The sequence below is a fragment of the Vibrio sp. V23_P3S9T160 genome, assembly GCF_963886625.1.
In the GTDB taxonomy this organism is placed as follows: Bacteria; Pseudomonadota; Gammaproteobacteria; order Enterobacterales; family Vibrionaceae; genus Vibrio; species Vibrio anguillarum.
In genome coordinates, this window is sequence record NZ_CAWPDB010000114.1 from 52,365 (window position 1) to 69,823 (window position 17,459).

At 44.4% G+C, this 17,459-nt stretch carries 16 protein-coding genes; 11 read left to right on the plus strand and 5 right to left on the minus strand.

The features are described from left to right. Positions 1–72 precede the first annotated feature (72 nt). Entirely contained in the window at positions 73–753 is a 681-nt protein-coding gene (locus AACU59_RS07675) for a DsbA family oxidoreductase (protein WP_094144745.1), read from the plus strand. A gap of 100 nt (positions 754–853) precedes the next feature. Here the strand turns inward: AACU59_RS07675 and AACU59_RS07680 are convergent, their stop codons facing one another. Both AACU59_RS07680 and AACU59_RS07685 read right to left on the minus strand, forming a co-directional pair. Further along, complete coding sequence (locus tag AACU59_RS07680; RefSeq protein ID WP_094144746.1) at positions 854–1,054, minus strand: restriction endonuclease subunit S; 201 nt, start codon at positions 1,052–1,054, stop codon at positions 854–856. 58 nt (positions 1,055–1,112) lie between these two features. Beyond that, positions 1,113–3,029, minus strand: coding sequence for a methyl-accepting chemotaxis protein (locus AACU59_RS07685; protein WP_094144747.1), 1,917 nt, complete (start codon positions 3,027–3,029; stop codon positions 1,113–1,115). Between the two features lie 282 nt (positions 3,030–3,311). Between AACU59_RS07685 and AACU59_RS07690 the strand changes: the two genes are divergently transcribed. The 7 genes from AACU59_RS07690 (at position 3,312) to AACU59_RS07720 (ending at position 11,015) form a co-directional block, all read left to right on the plus strand. Then, entirely contained in the window at positions 3,312–4,268 is a 957-nt protein-coding gene (locus AACU59_RS07690; RefSeq protein ID WP_064626305.1) for an AAA family ATPase, read from the plus strand. Between the two features lie 20 nt (positions 4,269–4,288). Then, the gene (locus tag AACU59_RS07695; RefSeq protein ID WP_088733466.1) at positions 4,289–5,215 is read left to right on the plus strand and encodes a DUF58 domain-containing protein; all 927 of its coding nucleotides are present in this window, start codon (positions 4,289–4,291) and stop codon (positions 5,213–5,215) included. Then, a complete protein-coding gene (locus AACU59_RS07700; RefSeq protein WP_013867999.1) occupies positions 5,212–5,682 on the plus strand; it encodes a DUF4381 domain-containing protein in 471 nt (156 codons plus the stop codon). The genes AACU59_RS07695 and AACU59_RS07700 overlap by 4 nt, the downstream gene beginning before the upstream one ends. A gap of 7 nt (positions 5,683–5,689) precedes the next feature. Continuing rightward, complete coding sequence (locus AACU59_RS07705; protein ID WP_094144748.1) at positions 5,690–6,658, plus strand: vWA domain-containing protein; 969 nt, start codon at positions 5,690–5,692, stop codon at positions 6,656–6,658. Beyond that, a complete protein-coding gene (locus tag AACU59_RS07710; protein WP_094144749.1) occupies positions 6,651–8,534 on the plus strand; it encodes a vWA domain-containing protein in 1,884 nt (627 codons plus the stop codon). Before AACU59_RS07705 ends, AACU59_RS07710 begins: the two co-directional genes overlap by 8 nt. Continuing rightward, the gene (locus AACU59_RS07715; protein ID WP_094144750.1) at positions 8,528–10,180 is read left to right on the plus strand and encodes a BatD family protein; all 1,653 of its coding nucleotides are present in this window, start codon (positions 8,528–8,530) and stop codon (positions 10,178–10,180) included. The genes AACU59_RS07710 and AACU59_RS07715 overlap by 7 nt, the downstream gene beginning before the upstream one ends. A 118-nt stretch (positions 10,181–10,298) precedes the next feature. Then, positions 10,299–11,015, plus strand: coding sequence for an SIMPL domain-containing protein (locus AACU59_RS07720; RefSeq protein ID WP_141195585.1), 717 nt, complete (start codon positions 10,299–10,301; stop codon positions 11,013–11,015). Between the two features lie 47 nt (positions 11,016–11,062). Here AACU59_RS07720 and AACU59_RS07725 read toward each other — a convergent pair whose 3' ends face one another. Continuing rightward, the gene (locus tag AACU59_RS07725) at positions 11,063–13,210 is read right to left on the minus strand and encodes a GGDEF domain-containing protein (protein WP_094144752.1); all 2,148 of its coding nucleotides are present in this window, start codon (positions 13,208–13,210) and stop codon (positions 11,063–11,065) included. A gap of 287 nt (positions 13,211–13,497) precedes the next feature. Between AACU59_RS07725 and AACU59_RS07730 the strand changes: the two genes are divergently transcribed. Both AACU59_RS07730 and AACU59_RS07735 read left to right on the plus strand, forming a co-directional pair. Continuing rightward, positions 13,498–13,980, plus strand: a complete 483-nt coding sequence (locus AACU59_RS07730) for a L,D-transpeptidase family protein (RefSeq protein ID WP_161437650.1) — start codon at positions 13,498–13,500, stop codon at positions 13,978–13,980. A 121-nt stretch (positions 13,981–14,101) separates the two neighbouring features. Continuing rightward, a complete protein-coding gene (locus AACU59_RS07735; RefSeq protein WP_094144974.1) occupies positions 14,102–14,446 on the plus strand; it encodes a YajD family HNH nuclease in 345 nt (114 codons plus the stop codon). Positions 14,447–14,463: 17 nt separating this feature from the next. On the opposite strand, the gene AACU59_RS07740 is transcribed toward AACU59_RS07735, so the two are convergent. Beyond that, complete coding sequence (locus tag AACU59_RS07740) at positions 14,464–14,679, minus strand: DUF3820 family protein (protein WP_026028221.1); 216 nt, start codon at positions 14,677–14,679, stop codon at positions 14,464–14,466. Positions 14,680–14,789: 110 nt separating this feature from the next. After that, the gene (locus tag AACU59_RS07745; protein WP_094123497.1) at positions 14,790–16,745 is read right to left on the minus strand and encodes an LTA synthase family protein; all 1,956 of its coding nucleotides are present in this window, start codon (positions 16,743–16,745) and stop codon (positions 14,790–14,792) included. 273 nt (positions 16,746–17,018) lie between these two features. Here AACU59_RS07745 and AACU59_RS07750 point away from each other — a divergent pair. Next, positions 17,019–17,459, plus strand: a 441-nt coding sequence (locus AACU59_RS07750; RefSeq protein WP_161437651.1) for a cytochrome b/b6 domain-containing protein, incomplete at its 3' end; no start/stop codon positions are given.

Consider the following 17,459-nt stretch of genomic DNA (forward strand, 5'->3'; position numbering starts at 1 on the left):
CTAGCTTTCCAAAGGGCTACACAACAAGTCACAGTTTATGCTGATAATCTCGCTATAATTAAGGTCAGTGAATTGCCAATCGCGGTAGGGAAGAAAATGAAAAAACTACGCATTGATATCGTGTCAGATGTTGTCTGCCCTTGGTGCATCATTGGCTATAAGCGGTTAGAGCAAGCGCTGCTGGCTCTCAGCGATACGATCGATGCAGACATCCATTGGCACCCTTTTGAACTCAACCCTGCTATGCCTATAGGTGGTGAACACCTACAGCAACATTTAGCCAAAAAATATGGCACGTCGATAGAAGCAAGTTTACAAGCACGCCAAACCCTCAGCGCCTTAGGGCAAGAAGTCGGCTTTCAATTCAATTTTAGTGACAACATGCGTATTTATAATACCCGTAAAGCGCATCAATTATTAATGTGGGCGAATAGCCAAGGAAAACAATTAGAGCTGGAAATGGCACTATTTCGTGCTTATTTCACTTTCGGGCAAGCCTTAGATGACGATGATGTCTTGCTCGACCTAGTACAGAGCCTTGGTTTAGACAGAGAAATCTGCCGCGCAGTTTTAACTGATGAGTCGTGGGCGAAAACCGTTTCTGTCACAGAGCAACAGTGGTTAGAGGCAGGAATTCAAGCGGTACCAGCCTTGATCATTGAGCAACGCCATCTTATCTCAGGCGCGCAAACGACAGAGATTCTTCAACAGGCACTCGAAGATATCGCGCAACAGCTTCCTATGACTCAATAACGTTTTCTGATAAAAAAGGGCACCACTACTGTGTGCCCTAAATACTATTGTGTACTCTAAATAAACTTGTGTGCTCTAAATTAAATAAAGTGGGTTTGAATTAATGGACGGGGGTATCCGTTTCTGTAAAGAATTGTCCAAAATGCTTTTCCAGCACTTCTGGCGTCAGCTTGCCTTCCACTTCTAGCTGCTTAAGCTCAGCCACAATCGCTTTTTGCTCTTCCAACGAAGGCAGTTTCACTTCAGGTTCACCCGCCACCTGTTGCGACAATTGTGCTAACTCTTTTTCGAAATCACTCATTTTACTTACCTAAACATAAACGTAATGAGGGAAGTGTACCGATTTCCCCCTCATGATTCTAGAGCTTAAAGCTACCCACCATTTTATCTAAACGGCCAGACAGATCACGCAGCTCTTGGCTCGCTTCTGCCAACTCTTCTGCGGTGCTGGTGGTCACTTCATTGATGGCGTTGATCTCTTCAATATTTTGATTGATTGTGTGCACCACCGTTGATTGCTCTTCAGTCGCCGTGGCAACCTGAGTGTTGCGATCGGAAATATCGTGGATCCTGTTTGAAATATTCACTAAAACGTTCACCGCTTCATCGGAAGCGTCAACCCCTTCCTGTGTAACAGCCTTACCAGAAGACATCGCCGAGACCGCATCTTTTACATCGTTTTGTAATTGATTGATCATCTTTTGAATTTCTTCCGTTGAAGAGGCCGTGCGGCTGGCCAAATTGCGTACTTCGTCTGCCACAACAGCAAAACCTCGGCCTTGCTCTCCAGCTCTCGCCGCTTCAATTGCAGCGTTTAATGCCAGCAAGTTGGTTTGTTCAGAAATACCACGGATAACACCTAAAATAGAGCCGATATCTTGAGTGGTCGATGCTAGCTGCTCCACCACTTTACCCGTATTTTCGATATCCGCTGCTAAACGACTGATGGCATCTTTGGCTTTGCTTACAACTTCACGTCCTACTTCAGTGTTATCAGCCGCGTGATTTGCTGTTTCAGCTGCCGTCGCCGCGTTAGAAGCAATTTCACTGATAGTGGCCCCCATTTGATTGATCGCCGCCACCACTTGTATAGTTTGGTCACGCTGTTCTTGGCTATTGTCATGAGTTCGCGTCGATTTTTCTGACACCCGACCCGCCGCCGACTGCAATGCATGACTGGTAGAAGCAACTTCTTTCATCGATTGATGAATCTTCTCAATAAAACCGTTGAAGCCCGCTGATAATTGAGCGATTTCATCGCGGCCCAATACCTCAATCCGTTGCGATAAATCACCATCGCCTTTACCTAAATCGGTAAAGCGTTGTGCAATCTGTTTAATTGGGTTAGCAATACTATTGGCCAGAAAAAGACCCATCAAAATAAATAAACCCGCCACAGCTAAGGTTGTGAACAACATTTTTTGCGCAACGGCATTTAATTCGGCGAAGACTTCCGACACAGGTACTGAACCAATCACAAACCAGTCCATCGATTTCACGTAGACACTAGCGACAAAAACATCTTGGTTTTGATAGGTTGTCGAAATCAGGTTGAAGCGGCTTTTATTCAATAGTTGGTTTGCGTTTGAGCCGTACAATTGTGTTAATGAGGCTTTAGCTTTCTCTTTTTGGCGATGGATTTGCACTTCCCCTTTCGAGTTGGTCAAAAAGACAAAACCTGTATCCTCGATTTTAAATCCATTGAGCAGGTTCACCATGTCATCCATTGATTTCGACAAACCAGACATCGTATCGCCACTGACATTTTGATAGTTGGCAAACATTTTCACTTCGCCACTTGCCTCTTGGAACATACTGACCATGGTCTTTTGTCCCGATTGCGTAAAACCAAAAAACCAGCCATCTTGCTGTTGATTAAGCTGACGCAGAAAACCATTTTGGTTCCAGTAATACGCCGTTTTTCGGTTAGCCACAGAAGCATCATTCAACGAATATTGATCGCGTACATTATTGAGCTGCTTAATCAGCATCGCCTCTGCGTCAGCATTAATATTGGTCGTCTGAACGGCTTGCTTGATGAATTCATTATTGGCTAGTTGCTCAGCAGAAAAGAGCAATTGCGATACTTCTCGATCTATCTGGCTACTGATTTGATCAAGTAACGAGGGAAGTTCGATATCAATTAATCGGTGCTCCAGTACCTCTCGAGCTTGACGCTGCGCCATTACACCAACGATAACCGTCGAAGCGAGTACCGCGAACGTAATTCCTAATACAACCTTTTGCTTAATACTCATCGAATTAAGTTTGAACATTATTTGCGCTCTTTATTATTGGCTTGTCATGAATAACTTTTTTGTATCGGCAACAAACCCTCTCTCTTGAGAAATTTATCGATAGAATCGATTTATCTTCACGTAGAATGTGATCATGGCCAACAATAGCTGTTCCTAAGCATAGTCGAGTATGGTGACCAAACATTCTTTCGTTTCGCCAAATGGATAATAATTCGCCAATCAGTTGATGCATCACGCTTTTCATGGAACTTTTCGAATCAATAAATTACTAATTCAGCAAAACAGCAGGAGACCCATTCAATGCCATCGCACGCGTTTCAATCGCTACAACACTATTTAAATCAGCAAGTCATAGGCCAGACAGGTTTAGTTAAGCAGTTATTAGTTGCACTTCTTGCTGATGGGCACATTTTGGTCGAGGGGCCTCCTGGCCTTGCAAAAACCCGTGCCGTGAAATCACTCGCCGATTGCATAGAAGGTGATTTTCATCGAATCCAATTTACGCCTGATCTGCTCCCCGCCGATTTAACCGGTACCGATATCTTCCGCCCTGAAACAGGTGAGTTCACCTTTCAAGCAGGCCCGATTTTTAACTCATTAGTATTGGCTGATGAAATCAACCGCGCTCCAGCCAAAGTACAAGCTGCGATGCTCGAGGCGATGGCCGAAAAACAGATCACGGCAGGTCGAAAAACCTACCCGTTACCTGAACTTTTTTTAGTGATGGCTACCCAAAACCCTATCGAGCAAGAGGGTACTTATCCTCTACCCGAAGCGCAGTTGGATCGTTTTTTATTGCATTTAAATGTTGATTATCCAGACGCTGAAAATGAACTCGCCATTTTACGTTTGAACCGCGGGGAAGCGCAGGGAATTGAGAAAGTCTCTCCGCCAACATTAAGCCAAAGCGATATTTTCAGTGCTCGGCAAGCAGTGCTGAACATTCACATGGCCGAACCTATTGAGCAATATATTATTCGCCTGATCATGGCAACGCGTAAACCCGCAGACTACGATGCCACGTTGGCACAATGGTTAGAGATGGGCGTCAGCCCGCGAGCAACCATCGCGCTTGATCGATGCGCTCGCGCTCATGCATGGCTCAGTGGGCGTGATTTTGTCAGCCCTGAAGATGTTCAAGCGATGGTATTTCCGGTTTTGCGCCACCGTCTATTATTGAGCTACCAAGCACAGGCTGAAGGCGTACATCCCAACCAAGTTATCACTCACTTACTTTCACTGGTTGGTAGTGCTTAGCACTAAGACTAAGGTTTACTATGCAAGAGTCACTTCCACCGTTTAGTACGGGTGTCACACTTTCATTGGCTGAACTGTTGCCTTACAAGCAGCACGCTATTCGCTGGCTGCCACCTGCTAAAAGTTTATGGGCGCAAGTATTGGGGCAGCATCAGAGCAAGCAACTCGGCCGAGGAATGGACTTTGCTGAGGTCAGGCAATACCAAGCAGGAGATGATATTCGGACCATCGACTGGCGCGTTACTGCGCGTACGGGAAAGCCTCATACCAAACTGTTCAGTGAAGAACGAGAAAAACCCGTCATTCTTTACGTTGATCTGAGCCGCTCTATGCAGTTTGGATCGCAGTTAATGCTCAAATCAGTGCAAGCGGCGCACATGGCAAGCTTGCTCAGTTGGTTAAGCATTGCCAACAAGGACCGAGTGGGCGCGGTGATTGATACTGGTTCGACACTGGTTGAGTTAAAACCGACTAGCCGCCAAAAAGGGCCATTACAGCTGTTGCAACAGTTGGTGACACTACAAAACCAACAGCTGCTGGAGCTTGATAAAACGAAATCACACAGCATGCAGCGCGGCCTAACTGCGTTGAATCGTTTGTGCCCTAAAGGCAGTGAAGTGATTTTGATCAGTGACTTCGTCCATTTCAATGCCACATTACAACCAATAGTCAACCAATTGCAGCGACATAATCGTGTAAAAATTGTGCACATTTACGATCCATTAGAGCAAGGAGAGACCCAATTTCGCGGTGTAGAACGCGTAACCGATGACCAACAGACGAGCTGGCTCAACTTTTCGAAAAATAGTACGCGCTTAGGGTTAAAAAAAGCCTTTGAATCTCAAAAAGAAAAACTAAAATCATTGAGTCAAACTATGGCAATTTCTTATACCTCACTCTCTAGTGAGAAACCTTTGTTGCAACAACTATCCGGATATAAAGAATGAAGGAATCATCAATAGCTACACTTTTAGATTTAAGCGCGATGCAACTGCCTGAGCTACCCTCTTGGTTTCCCTTGGCTTGGGGATGGTGGGCAAGCGCGGCGGGCATACTGCTCTGTCTGCTGATTCTGGTGTTAGCCATTCGTTGGCGTCGTAAACGCTTAGCCCCGAAAAAAACGGCGCTGCGTTTACTCAACCCCCAATTTGGGCATTTAACTCCTTCTTCAGCGATTGAGCTACTTCGTCAAGCCGCGCTTTGTTACTACCCTCGTATGGAAATCGCACATCTTACCGGCAAAGAGTGGTACACCTTTTTAGATTCACAAATTTCTTACCCTCTTTTTGTTCCCAATGAAACATTGTGGCAGCAAGCGTTATACCAAAAGCAGAAAACAGAAAACAGTCAAGAACTGATTAATCACTGCTATCAATGGGTTAATGATGCTTTGCCGCCTAAAAAACGGAGATAGCTAGGCTTTGGCAAATATAGAGTTATTGTGGTGGTGGATGCTATGTCTGCTGCCACTCCCGCTGGTCGTTTATCGATTCTTACCACCAGCAAAAGAAAGGGCAGCGATTCACCTGCCCTACCTTCCTAAAGATAATCAGCGTCAAGCACCAAACCAGATCATCGCTAAAATCATTGCAAGCGCTATTTGGTGCTTAGTATTGATCGCCGCAGCCCGTCCAGTGTGGTTTGGCGACCCGGTTATTGCTCAGCCCAAACACCGAGATCTGATGCTGGTGGTTGACCTCTCTTACTCCATGAGCCAAGAAGATATGCTGCTTGGCGATCAGTACATTGATCGTTTGAGCGCCGTTAAAAATGTGCTCTCTGATTTTATTGACAAGCGCGAAGGTGATCGCCTTGGGTTAGTCTTATTTGCCGATCACGCCTATCTACAAACGCCGTTGACTCTGGATAGAAACACCATTCGCCAGCAGCTTAATCAAGCCGTCCTTAAGCTGATCGGCACCCAAACCGCCATTGGTGAAGGGATTGGGCTTGCGACCAAAACGTTTATCGATAGTGATGCCCCACAGCGGGTGATGATTTTACTCAGCGATGGCAGCAATACTGCTGGCGTGCTCGACCCAATCGAAGCTGCGAAAATTGCCCAAAAATACAATGCCACCATTTACACAGTCGGTATTGGCGCTGGCGAAATGATGGTCAAAGAGTTTTTTATGACTCGAAAAATCAATACCGCGGAAGATTTAGATGAGAAGACGTTAACACAAATAGCGACCATGACTGGTGGCCAATATTTTCGCGCACGAAATAGCCAAGACCTCGCCAAAATATACGACACCATTAATCAATTAGAACCCATAAGCCAAGCAAGCCAAACTTGGCGTCCACAAAGCGAATGGTTTGGTTATCCGTTGGCGATAGCGCTCGCGCTTTCTGTACTCTTAGCGCTACTAAGGAGAAATCATGTCTGAGTTTGTTTTTCTTACACCTTGGTGGTTAACCGCACTATTCCCCTTAGCACTACTGCTGGGCTGGTTCACTCTGCGTGCCAAACGACACTCCTTGATAGCACCTCATCTGGCTAAGGCGATGGGTTTGAGCGATAAAAAGCATAACGCGGCCATTGTGATCATCAGCATCAGTTGGCTGCTCGCAGTACTGGCGCTAGCTGGTCCGAGTTTTGAATCTCAAACACGCCCCAGTTACAGCAATAGTAACGCGCGCGTATTAGTGATGGACATGTCACTATCGATGTACGCTACTGATATAAAACCCAACCGCTTAACGCAAGCGCGTTATAAAGCGCTCGACTTACTCACACAATGGCAAGAAGGTAGTACAGGGCTTGTCGCCTATGCTGGTGATGCCTATACCGTTAGCCCATTAACCACCGACACCGCAACCCTAAGCAACTTAGTGCCCAATCTATCGCCCGATATTATGCCCTACCCCGGCGCAGATGCGGCTCGCGCGGTTCAATTAGCCATCGACATGATGAAAAATGCCGGCCTTGCACAAGGTGACATTGTGTTATTGACCGATGACATCGACTCACAAGAGCAAGCTCAGATTGAAACACAGCTTACCAATACGCGTTGGAAATTGGTGATCTTAGGCATTGGTACACAAGCGGGCGCGCCTATTACGCTCAGCGATGGCAGCTTACTGAAAAATGCACAAGGGCAGACCGTAGTGGCCAAGACCAACTTTGCCAATATGCAGTCGCTCGCGCAGAATATAAATGGATTATTTACGCCAATCAGCTTAGACAATAGCGATGTCGCAATGATCGCTAAGCTAGACCAAAACGAACAACCACACAGTACAACCAAGAGTCAACAAATGGTGAAAGAGCGCGTTAACAATGGCTATTGGTTAGTGCTGCTCCTCATTATCCCGTGTTTGCTTTTGTTTCGCCGTGGCGTCATTTTTTCTTTGTTACTGCTCTTCATCCCTATACTGCACAGCAATAGTGTACAGGCTTCACCTTGGCTAAATAGCAATCAACAAGCCAAAAAAGCCTTTGATGCAAAAGAGTATCAAGCGGCCAGTGAACAATTTACAGACTTAGAGTGGAAAGGCATCGCTCAATATCAGGCTGGAGAATATCAGGCAGCGGTGGAGACCCTCTCTCAACTGCCACAAGACAGTGTGCGAGTGCAATACAACTTGGCCAACGCCTACGCGCAAAATGGAGAATTGGAAAAGGCCCAAACCTTGTATGAAGAGGTGTTAAAACGCGACCCAAACCATAAAGATGCTCAGCATAATTTGGAAATCGTAAAAAAAGCGCAGCAACAGCAACAGCAACAGCAACAGCAACAGCAACAGCAACAGCAACAGTCTGGTGAGCCTTCCAATCCAAATCAAGATCAAAATCGGTCGGAAAATAAAAATAATGAACAGAATAAAAACGATGCACAACAACAAGATGGCGAACAAACCGGAGATCAACCTGACGACCAAAGCGATAACTCACCGCAGAACGACGGCTCTCAGTCATCGCCTCAATCGGCACAAAGTAAAGATGAGCAAAGTGAGCGATCCAAGGCCAACACTGCGGATGAATCGCCTGCCTCTCAACAGCAGACTGAAGCGACTCAAACAAATGAATCAATGAACAACGAAGATGAGGTCAGTGACAAAGAAGCCTCTGAGCAGCAAACACAGAAGCAATCACAACAGCAAGGCGATAGCCAAACTATTGACCCGCAACTTCGCAAGCTAGAACAAGTCGAAAGTGCACGAGATCCTAGTGGCTTACTCAAAGCACAATTGTTGCTACAAGCAAGACAACGGCAAGAAGACCAAGCACAACCTCCACAAAATAACAGCAAGAAGTGGTAAGTATGAAATCGATCAAGCGTTCATTCTGGGCTGCGATTATCAGCCTAGTTTCTGTTGCTCTACTGAGCTCGGCCGCTAACGCGGCTGCACTTTACGCCAGCGTCAGTAAAAATAAGGTCGCGAAAAATGAAGTATTCCAATTACGAATTGTTGCCGATGAAAAAGTATCGACCGATGCGATCGACTTTAAGGTGTTAGAAGACGATTTTTTTCTTGGCCGCCCAAGTTTTGGTACTTCGGTGAACATCATCAATGGCGATCGCAGCACGCGCAGTGAATGGAATGTATCGTTGGCAGCCAACAAACTCGGCATACTGACCATTCCTAGTTTTACCGTCAATGGCGCTACTACTCAACCGATCGCGATTCAAGTTATCGCTGATGGTGAAGCTCCCAAGCAATCTGACCTTGTTGAAATACAAGCCGATCTAGAACGTAGCAAACTCTACCCGAGTGAAAGCACTTTTCTCAATGCTCGCCTAATCATCAAAGCTGACCCAAGAAGGCTGCAAAATCCACAAATTACGCCACCCGCTGTACAAGGATTAGAACTGACGACCGAGGGAGAAGCTAACCAATACCAAAGCTTATTGGATGGGGTTGAAGTCACTGTTGTAGACCAAAAATTTAGAGTCACGGCCCAAGAGGCAGGAACTTTCACGTTATCCGGCCCTGCGTTTAAAGCTGGCCTCATCTATGGTAACAACCAAACGGGCAGCACCCGCTTGCTGCAAGTCGATATTCCGGCCAAAACCTTTTCGCTCACCGTACTGCCGAAACCGGGTAGCTATCAAGGCACTTGGCTACCTACGCCAAAACTAACACTCAACCAAACGTGGCGAGATGCCACAGGGCAGATCATCACCGCCGAGAGCTTTAAAACCAAAGTGGGTGAATCGTTGACTCGTGAATGGATTCTGACAGTGAAAGGCCTTACGCAGACGCAGTTGCCTAACCTCTCAGTGCAATATCCAGACTCAATTCGGCTCTATGCTGAAAAGCCTCAGTTTAAAAGCTTAGATAATGGCGATGTGCAAATGACGCTAAAACAAGTACTCATCCCAAAAACCGTCGATAAGGTTGATCTAGCGGATCTCACCGTCAGTTGGTGGGACACCAAAAACGAATCTCAGCAAAGCGCGCAAGCCAAAGGATTAAAGCTAGAGGTTTCGCCAGGTGAATCACTCAACCCATCCACCTCTGTGCTGACACCACCAACAGTACAAACCGTCACCGTTAAAGATGCAGGATACTGGCCCTACTTTACCGCATTTTTTGCACTGCTATGGATGGCGACTATGGTAGTCGCTTGGTCATTTCGTAACGCGCCACAGACAGCAGCACTGGAAACCAACGCTCATCATCAACCGCTTGAAGGCCACCAATATCAACAGTTAAAAGAAGCGGTACAAAGCCAAGATGGTGCCAAAATCAGCTATTACTTCACCCTCTGGCGCGATTCAGTCGTATTAAGTGATGAAGAGAAAACCGCACTAGATACACAAGTCAACCAGCAACTTAAAACTTTGTACGCACCTCAGAAAAGTGATTGGGATGGCTCAGCGTTAATCTCTATGATTGATGCCATTCAAAAAAAGCAAACTAAGCGCCAGCATAAAAAGTTAGAATCTCTGGCAAAACTCTAACCGAAAATAGCTGTCGAAATCACAATATCAAATCTAAGGTGTGTTGTTATATCCAAACGACTAGCCGCTGTGACTTCAAGTCATTTTGGGACTGTTGCCAACAAAAGGAAAACAAGGCATGCAAATAAAAAGTAGCGCTTCATTGATCATCGGTTTGAGTTTAATACTCGGGCTCGCAACCCTAGGTTACTTTGTGCAGCAAACGGCTGTGAAATATAAAGAGTATGAGCGCGTGGTGACCGTTAAAGGATTATCAGAGCGAGAATATCCCGCCGACACCGTTGTTTGGCCGATCCAATTTAGTGTGGCCGATAATGATTTACCCACCATGTTCAACACGATTGAAAAACAGAGCCAACTGGTGACCGCATTTTTAGCTCAACAAGGCATTGATGAAAAAAGTGTCTCGCTATCATCGCCAGCGGTGATCGACAAAAAAGCACAGCAGTATGGTGGAGAAAATTTAGTCGAGTTTCGTTATTTAGCGAACCAAACCATTACGGTGTACAGCAATCAAGTTGACCTAGTGCGCGAGGCCATTAATAAGCTCGGCAATTTAGGAAAACAAGGCATCGTTTTTAATCAAGATCCTTACAACAACCGCGTTGATTATTCATTCTCTGGACTGAATGAAATCAAACCCGGCATGATTGAAGAAGCGACCAAACAAGCAAGAGAAGTCGCAGAGAAATTTGCCAAAGATTCGCAAAGCTCACTTGGCAAGATTAAACGCGCTTCACAGGGACAATTTAGTATTGTGGATCGTGATAACAATACTCCTTACATCAAAAAAGTACGCGTCGTTTCAACGGTTGAATATTACCTCTCAGACTGAATAATCTGCTGTTCTCATTATCCTTGCCATGACTCGCCGCGCTAACACTATGAATTTGGCGCGGCGACTTTATGACTTCGAGTATGGTGTTTTTGCTCAGAGTAACCAACGACTTGGTTTCTGCCATTATCTTTTGCTTGGTAAAGTGCCTTATCCGCTTTGCTGTACATCTCCTCAAACTTAAGTTCACTGGGAAGGTACTGGGCAATAGTGTAACCAATCGAGACACTTAAGCAGTCACCATCAGGGTTCTCACTATGTTCAATCTGCTCTCGTTCAATACTAAAGCGTATGCTTTCAGCCAACGCTTTCACTTCTGCTGCATCACGGTTGGCCACCAACAATATAAATTCTTCACCACCAATTCGGCAAAAGAGTTCATTCTCTGCCTGAGCATGTTGGTTGAGAATATGGCCAATACGAATCAAAGCAATATCCCCTTCTAAGTGACCGTAGTAATTATTAAATAAACCAAAGTGATCAATATCAAGCAGAATTAAACCATAGCTTACGGTCTCCGCTTGTACTCTCGAACCGATGCGTTCCAATAAATGAGCTAACATCCGACGATTTCCAAGGCGAGTTAATGGATCCATTTTGGCCATTAAGTCCAGTTTGTCGTTCACTTTTTGTAACTCATAGGTACGGTTACGCACCTCAATTTCTAAATTCTCATTCAGTTCACTGATCGCCTGCTGAGCACTGGTGCGCATCAATACTTCGGTTAAATTCGAAGCGAACATGCGGATCACTTCTCGCAGTTGTGAAGTCAGTGGTGAGCGGCGGATCAAATTGTCCGCAGCAATAAAAGCAATAGGTTCGCCATTGTTGGTAAGCATGGTCATGGCTGTCCAGCCAAAACCAACAATGTTGCTGTCATGATAAATAGGGACTGACTCTTCAAACACCACCTCATTGGGGTTGGCTTTGGCCATATCAACAATCATATTATTGGTGGTCCCAGAACGAAAATAGGATTCATCCACAATGTTGCCTTGGATATCGGTTCCCCACGTTCCTTGAATGTACGAGCAGTGTTTATCGGTCAAAAACACCGCCAGACGATCAATGCCCATGCGGTTAATCGCAAAACTGACCGCCGATTTGCACACGTCACTCACCGTCATACAACGTGACAGTTCAACCATGCTCGCATGCAACATGCGAACATTTTGCTCCTGACGCTTGCGAATATAAATTTGCGCAAGCAATGAACCAAAAGATTCCAACATCTGCTTTTGGTATTCAGTTATGGGCTGTCGATTAATGTAGTTATCAATCGCGATCCAACCAATGGTTTCATTACCATCACGTAGGATTAACATCCCATTCCACCCTTGTCCTACCACATTTCCTGCCGTGTATAGAGGGGCATCGTCGATCAGCACCAAACTTTTAGTATCATCAGAAAGACCGCTTAAATAACTTTCTTCTAGCTGGTGCAAATCGTATTGGGTATGGTGTTCGCTCACCGTTTTTCCGCTTTCATCCGTACCATAAGTTCCGCTAAAACAACGTTTTTTCATATCAAGAACTAAAAAAGCGGCTCGATCAAACCCTAAGCGTGTTTTCGTTACATCAACGGCCGCTCTGTGCAGCGCATCCAAATTGTCTGGGTTAGCCAGTTCAATCGCTAATTGATGAACCAGCTTCATGTTATCAATGAACATTTCGCGCTGTTTAATTTCATCCAAATACTTTGCTTCGCGGATATCTCTATTTTTAAACTCCTTTGCCGCTTCAGATTCCGCGCGAAGACATTGCCAACGAGCCGCAATCAGTTGCAAACAATCGAGCTCTCCGGATTCTGTTTTCGCATGAATGTTGACGTTATCAATTGCCTCAAGCAGCAAATAGGTTCTTAAATCAGGGTGGTTATCTAACATAAAAAGATAAGACTCACCGCCCATCACACTACGGTAGTCCCAATTGCAGGTGTTGATCGCTAGTGGAATTAGACCATCAGAGGTGTCAAATTGTGCGGCCCAATTCCAAAAGGTATTTGGATAATTTTGCAGAGCAGTCGGTAAGTTGTACTCAAATAATGACTCATGGCGCTTGTTTAATGTTGGTGCATGAAAGATCCGCATTGATTTGGGAGAAATGAAACTTTGAAGAAAATCAAACATTGCTTCCGCGAGCATACGGTGGTTGCGAGCAGAAGAAATCTGTTTGAGTAAAGTACGAGAGAACATATGAGCGGCCTGACATTTTAATAATTTTCATTGCAAAATTAGACAAAAGATCATGTGCAATCAAACTCTTAAAAAGGTCGCTGTTAAGTCGGCCGCAAATTTGCACTCTATGTTTTTACATCCTAGAGTTAACCTACATTTTTGAGATTCTGTTTCCATTTATTACATGGTTAACCCTATTATTTTTAGTATTGTCTTATTTGCAAGACAATATTGACAACTAGCCACGTTCATTCTTCCGCTGCATAATGTCTCTCTATTTGCCACCTTATCAGTACTGACACTCTATGACCCAATACTTTAGGCTACTTTTGTTTCTATGTTTTTCACTCAACAGCGCAGCGGCTGAGATTGATCTGGTCAAAGTGGATAAATCTAAGCGTCGCATGTACTTAATCTCGGGACAGCAGATCATTCAAGAGTATCGAATTGCCTTGGGTAAAGAACCCAAAGGACATAAACAGCAAGAAGGCGATCAACGTACTCCAGAAGGTCGATACTATCTTGAAGCTATCAGTAATGATTCTGGCTATTATCGTTCGATTCATATCAGTTACCCGAATCATCAAGATAAAGTGCATGCACAGCGCTTAAACATCAATCCCGGTGGTGATATAAAAATCCATGGCCTAAAAAATGGCGACAAGCAACGACCAGAATATGTGCAAAGTTTTGATTGGACTAATGGGTGTATTGCACTGACTAACTCAGAAATGGATGAATTTTTGAGCCTAGTCAAAGAAGGCACGCCGATTGAGATTGAGTGGTAAAAGTGACACTTACGCTAAGGTGTGAGGGCGTGCATTAAAATAAATCACACAAACTTTGATTAGCGCAGATTTTTGGTTTTTAATATCGAAAAAGTATTTTTAATCAATGGTTGGAATTAACATGTCGTCAGATTTTTATGGTTCAAGTGCCAATTATGCTCGTAAAGAGAGCGGTTACCGAGAAAAAGCACTTAAACTTTACCCTTGGGTGTGTGGCAATTGCACGCGTGAATTCGTTTATTCAAATTTACGAGAATTAACTGTGCACCACAAAGATCACGATCACACCAATAACCCTGAAGATGGCAGTAACTGGGAGCTTTTATGCCTCTATTGTCACGATCATGAGCACTCTAAATATTCAGACCACGACCGATTTGGCGCTGAGCCTGTTGTGAGATTAGACGATCATCAAAGCGCGACCTATAATCCCTTTGCCGATCTCGCCAAACTGATGAAAAAATAACTCGGTTAGCCACTAGATCACATACGCTTTAGTGGCTTAACCACGCTGTCTAAGCCTTCAATTTTCAACGCTAAGCAAAGTTGCAACAAACGCCCGAGCTCCCCTTCAGGGAAGCCCTTCTTATCAAACCACAGCAAATACTCTTCTGGTAAGTCGATAAGCGCTCGCCCTGCATACTTACCAAACGGCATTGGCATACGCGCAAGTTTAATCAGGTTCTCTTTTTCTAACATTTTGCGTCTCACAAACTGGCTAAACTTGTTTAAGTCCAACCAGTTTATGTTTCTCAGCCACTTTTGGGTACTGATTTATCGCATAACGCTGTAGGTGGATAAAAATATAATCAATATGAATCAGATGCGGTGTAGTAGTTTTCTTTAAACGCTAAGCTTCCCCACATAGCATTGGCATGGGCACGTTTAACCACTTCTGGATCCAACTCTTTTTCTGTCAAGGTATCTGATTTAAAATCATATTGATAAGTAGAAATACCTTGCTCAGGCCGAATAACAACCAGTTGGTTGTCTGCTGTCATATAGCCATAGTTTTTATCTCGCTGCATCATTACTCGCTGCTTCTCAGCAGGAACATCATGAGTTAAATCGAACCCAATCATTGGGTTTTGGCTACTGATACCGGCCAAAGAAAGCAGTGTGGGTGCAAGGTCAATTTGACTAACTAGACGATCGTCAATGCGGTGCTCAATGCCGCCACCAAAAATCACCGCTGGAATTCGAAAGTAATCGACTGGTACAGGCTGATTACCCTGTGTTCTAGCATCATGATCTGCCACAGCAACAAACACCGTGTTATCCCAATATGGTGACTTTTTCGCTTTTTCAATGAACTGTCCAAGCGCATAGTCTGCATATTTCACCGCATTTTCCACCGTTTGCTTTGGCTCATTATACGGTTCAATCACGTTGTCAGGGTATTCAAATGGGCTGTGGTTCGATGAGCTAAAAACTAAGCTAAAGAACGGTTTACCTTCACGACTCATCTTCGTAAATTGCTGATCTGCCTTATTGTAGAGATCTTCATCTGACACGCCCCATGAACCAACATATTTAGGCGAATCAAAAGTTGGGAAATCTTGCATATCGACAAAACCGTTACCCAAGAAGAAACTCTTCATATTGTCAAAGTGGCTTTCACCACCGTAAATAAATTGTGTGTGGTAATTTCGAGACTTTAATAAATCCGCAATTGAAAAGAAATTCGTTTGGCTTTTACCTAATTTGACCACTGAACGTGCAGGAGTCGGAGAAAACCCAGTGGTCACCGCTTCAATACCACGAACAGAACGCGTTCCCGTTGCGTACAAACGGGTGAATGCCCACCCCTCATCAATCAGTTTATCGATATTGGGTGACGCATCGATACCACCAAGGCGGCTAACATAACGTGCACCGTGACTTTCAAGCAGTAGGATTACGATATTTTTAGGCTGGCCTTGATAGGTCGCTTGGTGCATTGCCATGCTAGGTTGTTGTGCAGAGACAAAGTCTTTATTGTCGACATTCATGGATGCACGAATTTCTTGGACGATCTCCTGCTTATCCATTTTCGGGTAAAACTCGAAAGCACTCGCTTCAGATTTCATCTGTTTGGCAGCAAAAATCGCTGAAAATGAGGAGTTTAACGTTAAATCATTCACCAAAGGGTCACTAGAAAAAGCCACCATCGCCGGATTTAATGGACGGTGTCCCAGTGAAGAACGCGCCCCCAAAATACCAATAGCCACAACAAAAATAGCAATCAGCGGACGCCAATACCATTTAGGAAAGCTTAAGTTCGAAACAAGCTGCTTGCTCCATTTCCAACCGACAAAAAGTGTGAACGTGGAAACTACGGCACCAAGGAAAAGCTCAAATTTATAGCCACTCCAAAGCATACTGAAAACTTCTTTGGGATAAATGAGATATTCGATAAAAATTCGATTAGGTCGCAGATCGTACTCAATAATAAATGGCGGTGTTGCTGCTTCCATGTAAACAATCAACCACAAACCGCCGGTAATCCACACACGTAAAAACCAATGCCAGACCCGACCGACAGCATGATCGCCAGACAGTAGGCTAGATAACAACGCTGGTAAAATGAGCAAATAACAAAGAGAGACAATATCAACTCGCAGACCACTTAAGAAAATGGTCAGCCATCCACCAGCATCACTCACCCGTTCAAAATGCCAGATAGCCAGTCCTAAACGAGAGACAAAAAAGATAACTAGCCCCACCACGAATACGGCAGCAATCGGATAGAGAGGCCCTAAGTAGGGTTTGATTTTATTGAGCATAAATTTCAACAACTATTAAGATTAAATGAATGGTTAGATAATACGTTAAGGCATTGATAAAAGAAATAAGTTCCATTTCATTTTGTAAAACGAAAAACTATCGCCTATTTTATCTTCATGCGTTAAATGTCTTAAGTTTTTCTTAAGATTAATATGGCAAATTCCTTTATCGAACACTGACAGAATTAAGAATGGCGGAATTTATTTAGATGAATTAAACGACAGAAATCCATTTCAATCTTGATAATATAAACAAAATAGAGGAACGCTAAAATGCCTAAAACTTACAAATGGGATCTATTTGTTCGCTTGACACATTGGATTGTGGCGGGATCTTTCTTAACCAACTACCTCATAACAGAAGAAGGTAGTAAAACACACCAATGGGTTGGCTATCTACTGATGATCACGATATGCCTTCGTCTCATTTGGGGGCTTATTGTCCATTCCCCTGCTCGCTTGTCTGCCTTTAAGCCTTCAATACACAATGCGTTTATTCACATAAAGCAAGTGATAGAAACGAAAGAAGATCACCATGAAGGGCACAACCCAGCTGGAGCTGTGATGGTCTGGATTTTGTGGTCTGGCCTCCTCCTAACAGGACTTAGCGGCTGGGCAACACAACTGAATATGTTATGGGCAAATGACTGGCTCAGCGAATTGCATGGAGCGCTTGCAAATCTAACGATGCTGGCAACGGTAAGCCATATAGCC